Annotated in this window: 8 protein-coding genes; 3 read left to right on the top strand and 5 right to left on the bottom strand. The window is 69.6% G+C overall.

Annotation, left to right across the window (positions count from 1 at the left end; all coding sequences use genetic code 11):
* Positions 1-87: 87 nt before the first annotated feature.
* The gene (locus OWM54_RS03935) at positions 88-1,206 is read left to right on the top strand and encodes a tetratricopeptide repeat protein (RefSeq protein WP_267696665.1); all 1,119 of its coding nucleotides are present in this window, start codon (positions 88-90) and stop codon (positions 1,204-1,206) included.
* Between the two features lie 15 nt (positions 1,207-1,221).
* Here the strand turns inward: OWM54_RS03935 and OWM54_RS03930 are convergent, their stop codons facing one another.
* The 3 genes from OWM54_RS03930 to OWM54_RS03920 form a co-directional block, all read right to left on the bottom strand.
* On the bottom strand, positions 1,222-1,977 hold the full coding sequence (locus tag OWM54_RS03930; RefSeq protein ID WP_267696664.1) for an energy transducer TonB: 756 nt from the start codon (positions 1,975-1,977) through the stop codon (positions 1,222-1,224).
* A 166-nt stretch (positions 1,978-2,143) separates the two neighbouring features.
* Complete coding sequence (locus tag OWM54_RS03925) at positions 2,144-2,860, bottom strand: response regulator transcription factor (RefSeq protein ID WP_223746875.1); 717 nt, start codon at positions 2,858-2,860, stop codon at positions 2,144-2,146.
* Positions 2,857-4,686 carry a sensor histidine kinase gene (locus tag OWM54_RS03920; RefSeq protein WP_223782935.1) on the bottom strand — a complete coding sequence of 610 codons (1,830 nt, stop codon included), beginning with the start codon at positions 4,684-4,686 and terminating at the stop codon, positions 2,857-2,859. The genes OWM54_RS03925 and OWM54_RS03920 overlap by 4 nt, the downstream gene beginning before the upstream one ends.
* A gap of 230 nt (positions 4,687-4,916) precedes the next feature.
* On the opposite strand from OWM54_RS03920, the gene OWM54_RS03915 reads away from it, so the two are divergent.
* Both OWM54_RS03915 and OWM54_RS03910 read left to right on the top strand, forming a co-directional pair.
* Positions 4,917-5,657 (top strand): pyridoxal-phosphate dependent enzyme, encoded by a 741-nt coding sequence (locus OWM54_RS03915; protein ID WP_267696663.1) that lies wholly within the window; start codon positions 4,917-4,919, stop codon positions 5,655-5,657.
* Positions 5,658-5,885: 228 nt separating this feature from the next.
* A complete protein-coding gene (locus OWM54_RS03910) occupies positions 5,886-10,811 on the top strand; it encodes a myxosortase-dependent M36 family metallopeptidase (protein WP_267696662.1) in 4,926 nt (1,641 codons plus the stop codon).
* Between the two features lie 963 nt (positions 10,812-11,774).
* Here the strand turns inward: OWM54_RS03910 and OWM54_RS03905 are convergent.
* Entirely contained in the window at positions 11,775-12,530 is a 756-nt protein-coding gene (locus tag OWM54_RS03905) for a hypothetical protein (RefSeq protein ID WP_267696661.1), read from the bottom strand.
* A 124-nt stretch (positions 12,531-12,654) separates the two neighbouring features.
* On the bottom strand, positions 12,655-12,861 hold the full coding sequence (locus OWM54_RS03900) for a hypothetical protein (protein WP_046713034.1): 207 nt from the start codon (positions 12,859-12,861) through the stop codon (positions 12,655-12,657).
* Positions 12,862-12,915 lie beyond the last annotated feature (54 nt).

Genomic DNA, 12,915 nt, shown 5'->3' with positions numbered 1-12,915 from the left:
AGAAATCGTTTCGATTCGAGGCCGGAGCCAGGAGGCTGGCGCGGGGAGGGCGTAGACTGTTGTCGACTGCTCACTGAAAGGGCTCCCGTGCACCGCCTCCTCGCCGTCCTCTGCCTCGTGCTCGTGGCCGGTTGCGCCTCCGCCCCCAGGAGCAACCCGGAGCCCCAGGCCGCCGCCGCACCGGAGCCCTCGAAGCGGCCTCCGTTCCTCAATCCCGCCGAAATCATCAAGCGCATCGAGGACTCGCCGGTGACGTATCGCATCGACGGGAAGGACTCACCGCCGGGTGGCTGGGCGGACCAGCTCTGGCCGCAGCGCGTGCAGGCGCTCGAGGCGCCGCGCGTGGTGGAGCAGGGCGGCGAGCGCGTCATCGTCGAGTGGCCCGAGAGCCCCGAGGCGCGAGCGCTGCTCGACGAGGCCGAGCCGCACTTCCAGGCCAAGCGCTACGAGGAGGCGGGGAAGCTGTACGAGAAGGCCACGAGCGTGTGCCCGCAGTGCTATTTCGCGTGGAACTTCCGCGGCGACGCGGCGTACTTCGCGGGCGACTCGGCCACGGCGCTGGGGCACTACCAGCAGGCCACGCGCCTCAACCCGAATGACCACCGCTCGTGGTTCTTCCTGGGCAACGCGCTCGCGCGGCTCGGACGCTTCGAGGAGGCCCTGGAGTCGTGGGCGTGGTGCCTGGTGCTCAACCCTCGCTACCCTGTCATCCGCCAGTTCTTCCGCGCCAACGCGGGCCTGGGGTTGGTGGTGCGCGAGGACGTCATCGTCCCTCGTGGCTACGCGGAGCGGGACGGCGAGGAGATCTCCATCCAGTTCGACCCCGACCACGACCCGGCGTGGTTCGCCTTCGCCAACTGCAAGGCGCTGTGGCTGGGAGAGCCGTCACACCGCCAGGAGATGACGGGCACCACGAAGGAGCACTTCACGTCGCTCGAGGAGATGGAGTGCCTGGGCTCGGCGCTGCTCGTCCACGAGAACCAGAAGAAGAAGGGCGAGACGGAGCGCTCGGACCCCACGCTGGAGCGGCTGTCCCGCATCACCGAGGAGGGCCTGTTGATGCAGGCCGTGCTCTTCGAGGTGGGGGCCCGGGTGCACCCCCAGGTCGTGCTCACCCTCGATGACGACATGCGCCAGCGCCTCAAGACCTACGTGCTCAAGCACGTGCTGGTGCCGGCGTCATCGGTGGGCAACTACGACCTGTGAGGCCCCGTCGCGTGACTAGCGCGGCAGCTTGAAGCGGAGCGTGAACACGTAGGAGACGCTCACGGCCTTGCCCTGGAACTTCACGGGGCTGTAGCGCCGGGTGTGCAGCGCCTCCGTGACGTGCTCATCCATGTGCGCCATGCCCTTGATGATGCGGCAGTCGCGCACGTCGCCCTCGCGGGTGATGACGCACTTGGCGATGACCGTGCCTTCCACGCGCGCCATGCGGGCCTGCTCCGTGTAGTCGAGCGGCTGGCCACCCATGAGCACCGGCGGCGTCATGCCTCCGCCGAACGGGATGACGTCCTCACCGGTGGCGTCTCCGTTGCCGCCCGAGGGCAGGTTGGGGATGTAGGGCACGTTGGTGGCGATGCTGTTCGGATCTCCTTCCGGATGACCGCCCGGGACGCCCGTGGGCTCGGTGTCACCCGTATCCGTGGTGTTCGCCACCGGCTCCGGATCCACGTCGACGGGCTTGGGATCCACCGGTATCGGGTTGATCTGCGTGGGGAAGGTGTCGCGCTTGGGCTTGCGCGTCTTGGGCGGCGGGGCCTGCGTCTTGGGCTGCGCCGGCGCCGCGTAGCCCTTGGCCACCTGCGGACGCGCCATGAACTTCATGACGAGATCCGGATCCGGCTCGGGCGGCACTTCGGCGGGCCGCGCGGAGATGACCAGGACCGCGCCGAAGAGCGCCGCGTGCACGGCGACGGACCACCCCATCCCAGCACCCAGACGTCCAGCTCGCTGCCGCTCGATGACCGACTTGAACATGGAAGGCCTCCTCCCCGATGGGCGCTCCCGGAGGTCCACCACGCCATGCGGCGTCTCTCCGGCGTGGGCGTCTTGGCTTCGGAGCGCCCCGTCCACGCAGGATTCAAACTACGAAGTCCCGGGTGGGCGATGGCGAAGGGCCGTCCATCTGTTGGTCATGGTTGCGTCATGGTGACGAGACCTCCATCCGGTACCCCACACCGCGCAGCGTGTGGATGCTGAAACCGGAGGCGCTCGTCCACCCGAGCTTCTTCTTCAGACTGGAGACGAAGTTGTCCACCGTGCGCGGGTCCACCACCACGTCACGGCCCCACACCGCGTCCAGGATTTCTCCCCGGGGCAGCGCGCGCTCGCGGTGGCGCAGGAGGTAGGCGAGCAGGTCGAACTCCGTGCGCGTCAGCTCCACGCCCGTGCCATCCGGCTTCGTCACCGTGCGGCGTCCCAGGTCCAGCGAGTACCCGCCGAACGTCGTCACCTGCGCCGGGGCCGTGCCCGCACGGCGCACCAGCGCGCCCACCCGCGCGAGCAGCTCCCTCAACCGGTAGGGCTTGGTGAGGTAGTCCTGTGCCCCCGCCTCGAACCCGCGGACGATGTCGTCCTCGAGCGAGCGCGCGGTGAGCATCATCACCAGGCTCTTCACCCCTTGCGCCCGCAGGCGCCGGCAGAAGCTGTAGCCGTCCTCGCCCGGGAGCATGACGTCCAGGATGAGCAGGTCGAACTCGCGCTCGCGCAGGAGCGGCTCCGCGTCTCGCGCGCTCGGGGCCTCGGAGACGACGTAGCCCTCGTCCAGCAGGTTGTCCCGCAGGCCCACGCGCAGGTGGGCGTCGTCCTCGACGATGAGGATGGTGGGACGGGTGGTGGAGGGTGTGGAGGTGGTGGTCATCGACGCGGCTCGTGAAAGGTCAGCGCGAACGTGGTGCCCTCGGGCGTGGACGAGGCCACCTGGATGTCGCCGTGGTGCAGCTTCATGATTTTGCGGCAGAGCGCCAGTCCCAGGCCGCTACCGTGGACATCCTGTCCGGGAGGCGTCAACCGATAGAAGTCCTGGAAGACGTTCTCCCATTCATAATCCGGGATGCCCACGCCGTTGTCGCGGAAGAGCACCGTGCAGCCGTGGCCTTCAATCACCCGGGCGCTCACCGACAGGCGCACCGGCGTGCGTTGGTTGTACGCACACGCGTTGCGGCCCAGGTTGGAGAAGAGCAGTCGCAGGAGCGTGGGGTCCGCCTCCAGCTCCGCGTCGTTCAGGTCCGTGGTCAGCTCCACCGGCGTGGAGGTGGCCGCGGCCAGGTCATCGCGCAGCGGGTTGACCAGCTCCTCCAGCCGCACCCGTGAGGGGCGCAGCGTCCAGCGCCCCTTGTCGATGCGGTTGAACGACAGGATGTTCTCCACCAGGAAGTGCAACCCGTCCGCGGCCTGGACGATGCGCGTCGGGTAGTCGCGCACCTCGGGCGCGTGCGCCAGCCTGCGCTCCAGCGTCTCACCCATCAGCCGGATGGAGGCCAGGGGCGTGCGCAGCTCGTGCGACACGGTGGCGACGAAGTCGCTCTTGAGCTCGAGGAAGCGGTACTTGCGCTGCTGAGACACGACGGCGAGCGCGACGATGGCCGCGGCCAGCACGCCGCACACCGCCACCAGCAGCGTCTTCAGGCCGTAGCGGGCCTCGATGTCCACCTCCGCGCGGGACCACTCGGGCAGGTCCACGCGCACGGGCAGCTCGCGGACCGGAATCGCCGGGCGGTCGCCCACCAGCCGCACCTGACCGCCGTTGCCGAACAGGCCGCGCGCCCGCATGTCCTCGGCGATGGGGACCAACTGCGCGGCGATGTCCACCGCGATGCCGTAGACGACCTCGCCCCGGGGCTCCACGTACCACTGCTGGCCCAGCAGCGTGGGCTCCACCAACTGCTCGGGCATCACCAGCGCGCCCGCGCCCGTCTCTCTCGAGCGCTCCAGGAAGTCCCCCATGGGCTCGCCCAGGGCGCTGCTCAACAGGAGGATGCGCGCCTGCAGGAAGTCGAAGTCCGCCTGCGTGAAGCGCGAGCGCTCGCGCAGCAGGTCCCGCTGCAGCCCCGCGCCTCGGCCGATGCCGCCGAACTCCTCCGGCAGCCCCTCGCGAAGCAGCGAGCGCACCAGCGGCGTGGAGCGGGCCCCCTGCTGCAGGTGCTCCACCGCCAGCAGCAGGAAGGGCAGCTCCTGGTCCGCGGGCAGTGCGTGGTTGGCGTGGTAGCGCAAGAGCTCCTCCACCATCGCCGTGGCTCGCGCGGGGCTGCCCTCCCGGAGCGCGGACTCGGCCGCGCGCAGCCGGGCCAGGCGCGCCTCCCACGGGCCGGGCGTGGCGCCGTCCCGCAGCTGGTCCGCGAGCGTCTCGTACAGCGCGCGCGCGGGCATGTCGTGGCCGGGCAGGGGACGGGTGAGGCGGGGGAGGAACTGGTGGCCGCGGAACTGGAGGTAGAAGCCCTCGCCCGGCGCGAGCGGGTTGTCCACGGCGGCGTGGATGGCGGAGACCTGCTCCTCCAACTGCCGCGCGAGCACCTGGCGCAGCGACTCCGTGGCGGCGTGCGCCAGCGCGTCCCGGCGCGAGCGCACCTGCGCGTGCGCGTCCTCACGCTCGCGCGTGAAGATGCGCTGGAGGCTCACCAGCCCCCAACCGAGGGCGAGGAGCCCACAGCCCAGGGCCACGAGGGTGGGGAGGAGCCGGCGCAGCATGCGTTTTCGCTGCGGGCCACTATCGCACAGCCCCTGGCTTCGGGAGCGCTTTCACATCACCCCCGGGGACGGGGCCAGTGTCCCTGGCGGGCGGACGGCCGGGCTCGCGGTCCACGGGATGACAGCCGCGAGGGGAGGGGACTGGCCGACAATGCAAGAGGGTGCCGAGCTTGCGTCGTGGGCCCGAGGAGTCCACGCGGGGCCCTCACTCAATGGAGGGAGGTCCGCCCATGTACTTTCCCCTGTCACGGCTGTCCCCCGAAGGGCCGGTGGTGCTGTGGGGGGGAGAGCTTCCCTCCGGTGGTCTGAAGTACCTCACCTTCTCCCGCTACCTGGAGACGGTGCCGGAGGGTGCGTGTGGACTCGTGGAGCTGTCCGGCTCCTCGTCCTCGCTCGCGCTCGACGCGCTGGGCCGCGAGCGGGGGCTGCCCGTGCTCGCGCTCACCGACACGGCCGGCGCCGCGTACCTGCGAGACCAGGGCTTCGGCGGCGAGGTGCGCACCGTGCGCCGGCTGTCCGAGGCCTGGGAGGTGGCCCTGGGCTACGAGCGTCAGGGCTGGTGCTGGCCCCGGCAGCTCTCCAATGGCGCCCTCGTGGGGTGCGTGGAGGGCTGGGCGGGCGAGCTGCGCGACTTCGTCCGGGACGCCTTCCCCTCCGTGCGGCGGGTGGTGTGCGGCTTCGGCACCGGCGCCACGCTGGTGGGCCTGCACCGCGCCTTCACACCCCAGGGCTATGAGGTGGTGGGCCTCCAGCCCGCGAAGGGCTCGTCGCTGCCGGGCTGGCGCCGGTGGCAGGAGCAGAACCTGGGCAAGGAGGACCTGTTCCATCCCCACCGCGAGGAGGTGATGCTGGAGACGGCCGCCCCCAAGCACTCCGATAGCCTCGCCGCGCTTCTGACGTATGCTCGCGCGGAGACGCACCCGGAGGAGATGCTCGTCATCGGCCACAACGCCCGGCCACCGTTCGGGTGACGCCGCGCGCCCGGATTCGCGTCTGGGAATAATCCTAGACGTGAATTCCTGGCATTGGCCGTCAGGCTTAGCGTCTATCCTGGGTTTGCTGGCACCCTGAGGGAGTGAGTTCAGGGGGGCCTATTGTGTTCATAACAAAATAGTAAATAACCTCTGGACGCCCCAGCCGAGCAGGCGTCCGACGGCGAGGGGCCCTCCTCCTCAAACCCCCGAAAGAGGTTGTCGTTCATGAAGCGTCTCTGGATGGGCACAGTGAGCGCCGTGCTCGCCGTGCTGATGTGGTCCCCGCCGGTCTCCGCGCGAGGGGCCTCGGTCGATGCCTTCCTCCGCTCCCCGGCGGATCGCTCCCTGCCTTCGTCCGCGGCGAACGCACCCCAGCGCGGGCTGCGCATCAACAGCGTGGAAGGCCGCCTGGGCGTCCCGACGTTCGTCTTCAGCGAGCGCGCCCTGAACGCGACGTCGGCCCCGAAGGCCGCGCGTCCCCTGACCAAGGCGAGTGTCAATGCCTCGGCGCGCGAGCACCTGCGTGGCGTGGCGGACCTGTACCGCCTGAACTCGACGGATGTGGATGGCGCGGAGCTGCGCCAGGTGCACCTGCCCAAGGACAACGACGGCGCGGTCATCGCGACCTACGGTCGTCGGGTCAACGGCATCGAGGTGTTCCGCAACGAGGTCAAGGTGGTGATGGACCCGAGCCAGCAGCTCGTGGCCATCTCCGGCTACCTCCAGCCGCGCAACAAGGATGACGAGAAGAACGCCCAGGCCTCGGCCTTCCGCGTCTCGGCGCCGCAGGCGATTGCGCGCGCGTTCCAGGACGTGACGGGGGCGTCGCTGGATGCCCGGGCGCTGGCGCCAGCGGGCTCGCAGGGCGACTACAGCCACTACCAGGTGGACCGCAACCTGCTCTCCACGCACGGCTTCGGCGATGCGCCGCGCGCGAAGAAGGTCCTCTTCCCGCTGCCGGACGGCCTGGTCCCCGCGTACTACGTGGAGATCAACGCGGGCCTGGCGAGCAACCCGGACGCGAACTACGTCGCCTTCGTGGTCAACGCGCAGGACGGCTCGGTCCTCTTCAAGCACGACCTGACGAAGTCGGAGGCCTTCACCTACCGCGTGTGGGCGGACCCGACGACCAAGCTGCCCTACGACGGTCCCCAGGGCAACGACGCCACGCCGCACCCCACGGGCACGCCCGACGGCCACCAGGAGCCCCTGGACAACCCGTCCAACCTGGTCACCCTGCAGAACTTCCCGTTCAGCAAGGACGACCCGTGGCTGCCGGCCAACGCGCAGGTGACGACGGGCAACAACGTCGACGCGTACGCGGACCTGGGCGGCACTGACGGCTACCAGGAGGGCATCGACCTGCGTGCGCCGCTGAGCAACGCGGGCTCGCGGACGTTCGACTACACGTTCGACGTGACGAAGTCCCCGGCGTCCAGCTCCGAGCAGCGACTGGCGGCGGTGGTGAACCTGTTCTACGTCACCAACTTCCTGCACGACTGGTTCTACGACGCGGGCTTCGACGAGGCCTCCGGCAACGCCCAGATGAGCAACTACGGGCGCGGCGGTCTGGAGGGCGACAGCCTCCGCGTCGAGGCGCAGGACTTCGGCGGTCGCAACAACGCCAACATGGCCACCCCGGCCGACGGCGCGCGTCCCCGCATGCAGCAGTACATCTTCGATGGCGTCGCCGAGCTCACCGTCTCCGAGCCGTCGCCCATCGCCCGCGGCTACCTGACGTACAACGCGTCGTTCGGCCAGCGGGTGTACGACGTCTCCGCGGACTTCGTCGTGCCTCCCACGCACGAGGACCCGGCGATTGCCTTGGGCTACCGCCTGGGCTGCGCGGACGCGAACGGCGCTGACCCGTACGGCGGTCAGAAGCTCTTCACGGGCAAGGTCGCCCTCATCGAGCGCGGAAACTGCAGCTTCGCGTACAAGGTCCTCAACGCCCAGAACGCGGGCGCCGTGGCCGTCATCATCACCAACAGCGCCGCGGGCGTGCTGGGCACGATGGGCGCCAGCGGCGTCGCGGCGATCGACAACGCGATCACCGTCCCCGCGCTGATGGTGTCCAAGCCGGACGGCGATGCCTGGCGTACGGCGCTGGAGTCAGCGTCCGTCAAGGGCCGCCTGCGCCGCAACGCGGACCTGGATCGCGACGGTACGCTCGACAACGAGATCATCGCGCACGAGTGGGGGCACTACATCTCCAACCGCCTCGTGGGTAACAGCTCTGGCTTGACGAACAACCAGGGCGGCTCCATGGGCGAGGGCTGGGGCGACTTCCACGCGATGCTGCTGTCCGTCCGCGAGGAGGACCGCAACCGCGCTGGCAACAACAACTGGCAGGGCACGTACGGCATGGCGGGCTACACCCAGGCCGGTGGCCGCAACAACGGCTACTACTGGGGCATCCGCCGCGTCCCGTTCAGCACGGACCTGACCAAGAACGGCCTGACCCTGCGCCACATGGCGGACGGCACGACGATTCCCGCCAACGTCCCGTCGAACCCCGACTACGCGGGCTCCAACAACGCCGAGGTGCACAACTCCGGCGAGGTCTGGGCCACGATGCTGTGGGAGTGCTACGCCAGCCTGCTCAATGCGCACCCGTTCAGCGAGGCGCAGGACCGCATGAAGCGCTACCTGGTGGCGTCGTACAAGGCCACCCCGTCGTCTCCGACCTTCCTCGAGGGTCGTGACGCGCTGCTGTCCGTCGTCGCCGCGGCCGACCCCGCCGACTACCAGCGCTTCGTGGCCGCGTTCGCCAAGCGCGGCGCCGGCTTCGGCGCCCGGGTGGCGGACCGCGACAGCGCCGACCACATCGGCGTGGTGGAGAGCTACCACACCGGCAACGCGCTCGAGGTCGTGAGCGTCACGCTGGATGACTCCTCCGTGGGCTGCGACAAGGACGGCATCCTGGATGCCGGCGAGACGGGCATCCTGCGCGTCACGCTGCGCAACGTGGGCGCCGAGAGCGTCAACGGTGTGACGGCCACGGCGGCCTTCAACGAGTCGAGCGCGGGGGTCGAGGCGACCTTCGGCGGCGGGAGCACGCTGACGTTCGGCAACATCGCGCGTGGCAGCACCGCGGTGGCGAGCATCCCCGTCTCCCTGACGGCGGCGCCGGCGCAGGCGAGCGGCGCGCTCGCCGTGCTGGGTGTGGACGTGACCTTCCCCATCACCCTGCTGCAGGGTGGGACGGTCCACGAGTTCCGCTCCAACGTGAACTACGACGAGGTCGCCAACTCCTCGGACACGGACTACGTCGAGACGCAGAACACGAGCTGGACGAACTCCACGTTCAACTACCGTCCGCTGTGGCAGAACGGTCACGCCACCACGGGCTACTGGCACGCGGCGAACGAGTCGGAGTCGCGTGACATCCGCCTGACGTCGCCGCTGTTCGACGTCGCCCAGGGCCAGAACTTCGTGCTGTCCTTCTACCACCGCCACTCGTTCGAGTCCGCCGTCGTCTCGGGCCAGTGGGTGCACTTCGACGCGGGCGTCATCGAGGTCTCCGTCGACGAGGGGCCGTGGGAGAACTGGTACCTGTATCTGTCCGCGGCCGAGCGGGCGCGGCTCACGAACCAGGGCAACATCGACACGGGCAATCCGTACGTCGGTGGCTGGCCGGGTTACGTGCGCATGAGCACGAACTACCCCAGCTTCATCCCGGCCCAGACCAACTTCGGTCGCATCTTCGGCGGACACCAGGTGCGCCTGCGCTTCCGCCTGGGCACGGATGGCTTCGTGGGTGCGTACGGCTGGGATGTGGCGAACATCCGCGTCACGGGCATCACGAACACCACGCCGTTCTACTCGCGCGTCGCGGAGACGGGCTCTGGGACGTGCAACGTGGCGCCCATCGCCGAGCCGGGCATCTCCCAGACGGTGACGGAGTACATCGTCAACCCGAACGGGACGCGCACGCTGCGCGTCATCACGCTCAACGGCTCCGCGAGCTTCGATCCGGATGCCGTCGCGGGCAGCACGCTGACGTACGCGTGGACCCAGATTGGCGGCCCCGCGGTGACGCTCACGGGCGCCGACACGGCGACCCCGAGCTTCACGGCGGAGGTTCCCGCGGCCACCATCTTCACGTTCCAGCTCGTGGTGAGCGATGGCACGGACTCCAGCCACCCGCGCGTGGTGCAGGTCCTGGTCAACAACGTGAACGCGGCGCCCGTCGCGGTGGCCCGCGTGAAGGACAACGGCCCCACGACGGTGGACGAGCGCTCGGGCAGCGTCACGCTCGACGCGACGGGGTCGTCGGATGCGGACGGCGAGCCGCTCGACTTCGCCTGGACGCAGACGGCGGGCCCGGCGGTGGAGCTGGATGACGACACCAGCGCCACGCCGACCTTCACGCCTCCCGAGGTGACGGCGGACACGGCCTTCACCTTCACCCTGGTCGCCAGCGACGGCATCGCCGCGAGCGCTCCGGCGACCATCACCATCACCGTGCGCAACGTGGACCGTGCTCCCGTGGCGAACGCGGGTGAGAACCAGACGGTCAACCAGGGCAGCCAGGTGACGCTGAACGGCAGCGCCACCGACGAGGATGGCGACACCATCACCTACGCGTGGACCCAGACGGCGGGTCCGTCCGTGACGCTCACGGGGGCCGATGCGGCCACCGCGACCTTCACGGCGCCGAGCGTGACGGGGAACTCCGTCGACCTGACGTTCAGCCTGGTGGCCACGGCCGCGGGGCAGGCCAGCGCGGCGAGCACGGTGACGGTCACAGTGACGCGCACCAACACCAAGCCGGTGGTGAGCGCGACGTCGAGCTACACGGTGCACGAGGGCTCGGGCGTGAAGCTCACGGCCACGGGCACGGACGCCGATGGTGACGAGCTGACGTACCGCTGGGTGCAGGTCGCGGGTCCCACGGTGAAGCTGGAGAAGGCGGAGACGGCCGAGGCCTACTTCGTGGCGCCCGAGGTCTCCGAGACGACCATCTTCCTGTTCCGCGTCCGGGCGAACGACGGCGTGGCCAACAGCGACACGGTGGACGTGGCGGTGACGGTGCGCAACCTGACGGACAGCGGCGGCTGCACCGCGGCGGGTGGTAGCGCCACCAGCGCGCTGCTGCCGGCCCTGGCCATGTTGGGCCTCGCGCTGCGCCGTCGTCGCAAGTCATGAAATGAGCCCGCCGGCCCGCGTGTGAGGTCGGCGAGCGGAGTGTGAGGGGCGGTCCCGGGATGTCTTCCGGGGCCGCCCCTTGTTTTTCAACGGGCTCGCGTGCGAGGTGCTCGGGGAGGAAGTGAGGGTGCGGATGACCAGGACGTGGAATCAGGCGCTGCGGTGGACGTGCTGTGTGGCAATGGTGTGGGCGCTCGGGTGCAAGGGGGGAGGGGAGGAGCAGCGTCGTGACGCCGCCTCGGCGCCGGAGACAGCGTCCGCTGCCGAGGCATCCACGTCGGCGGACGTGCCGGAGTCGAAGGAGCGCCCCCGGGTGGCAGAGCCGGAAGTGGACGCCGGGCGCACGGTCTGCCCGGAAGGTCAGTACCTGTGCTGCGACGGGAGCTGCGGCGACAGCAAGGGATGCCCTGGCATTGCGTGCGACCCGCGCCGGATGCCGCCGACCATGACGAAGTAGCGGCCTCGGCGCGCAAGCTCGTGCGCGCTCAACGACTTGCATGGCGCGGAGGGGCGGGCGACGGCGCTCCTACTCGGGAGTGCTCTGCTCCCAGGGATTGACACACCGGGTTCTCCGCCTGTTCGCGGGAGCGTCGGCTGCGTCAATCGTGCTGGGGAGATCCTTCCCGTAGTAGGTGAATCGCAGCTCAACGAGTTTCTTCGCGCCATGGGCACGGACCACGAGTGGCGTGCCCGCGAGGATGCCTCCACCGGGAGGGCCCGGGCAGGTCATTCCCTGGCGCTGCCCATCGCTCAACTCAATGTCTTCGTCGAGCACGACGAACTGGGCGGGGCCATACCACCCGTCCAGAATGTAATCCCGAGCAATGATGCTTGAGAGAATCCCCAGGAGAAAGCCGCCGAGGATGGCAATGGAGGTCCTGGTTCGTGACATTGAATGGCGCTCTCGCGCATTTCCGCGGAGGTCTGTCTTTGCAATCACAGACCTCCGTATGAGTCATTGCGTCACTGGTCGCCGAAGCGGCCCTCGCGAGGTCCGCGGGGGCGGGAGTTCATCTGCTCCTCGCGCCGCATGACCTGGTACTTGGCCAGCTGCTCCGCGTCGAGCATTCCCTTCATGACCTGGTCCGTCTCCTCGCGCTGGGCTCGCAGTGCCTGGCGGATGTCACGCGCGGACTTCGTCCCGGCGCGGACCTCGTCGAACAGGGTGTTTCGGGAGGTTTCCTCCTGCTCCAGCCGGCGCGTCAGCTCCTGCTCCTGCGAGTAGTTCAGCTTCGCCTCGGACACCAGCCGCTTCACCCGCTCCTGGCGCTGCTCCTGCCCGCGGACCTGCGCCTGCATCCACTCCTCCTGGCGCCGGTTGAGCTGCTCGGTGCGCATCTCCTGCTGCACCGAGCGCATCGCGTCCTTCAGCGCCTCACGCCCGCCCTCCGTCGTCAGCGTCTCGCCCGCCATCAGCCCGCGCACCTCGTTGCGCAGCTGCTCCAGCTCGCCCGCCGCCACCGCGGTGCCTCCGCCCGCTGGCGCCACACCCGTGCCGGGCTGCTTCTCCAGCTCCATCAGGCGCCGCGACAGGCTCAGCGTGGTGTCCTCGAGCGCCTGGATGCGCCGCTCCAGGGCCTCCTGGTTCGCGGGCCGCTCGGCAACGGGCTCGGGCGTCTGGGAGGGGGAGGGCGCCTCGACACGCCCGGGGGCCCAGAGGGCCACCGCGAGCGCGGCCGAGGCGAGGACGAAGGAGGCGGGACCCAGTAGCTTGTTCATGGCTTCTCCGACGGGGACGGCAGCGACGTATTCCATACCCTGTCGCGCCCACCTTGCTCCACCCCGTCGTCGCCACCCTCGTGGTCAGGCCCTCGCGCGGCTCCTCGCCCGAGGGCCCGCAGCTTCAGCTCCGGGGCTGCTCGGCCTTCGCCGGGTCGTCCATGTCGATGGGGCCCTGACCCGGACCCAGCGGCAGAGCGCACTCGTCGCACATCCAGAAGCGGACGATCATCCCGTTGTCACCCGTGGAGACATAGGTGGAGCCGACCACCTCGCCGCCCTCGGTCTTCTTGCAGGAAATGCAGGTCTGCGTCTGCTTGCTCTGCGTCATCTGGGAGTCCTCGGGGTGTGGAAACGCGGACGGACCGACACCCTCACCGGAGTG

The organism is Myxococcus sp. MISCRS1, from assembly GCF_026626605.1.
GTDB classification, from domain to species: Bacteria; Myxococcota; Myxococcia; order Myxococcales; family Myxococcaceae; genus Myxococcus; species Myxococcus fulvus.
The sequence above is the reverse complement of the archived record's forward strand: the minus strand, read 5'-3'. Positions and strand labels throughout refer to the sequence as shown.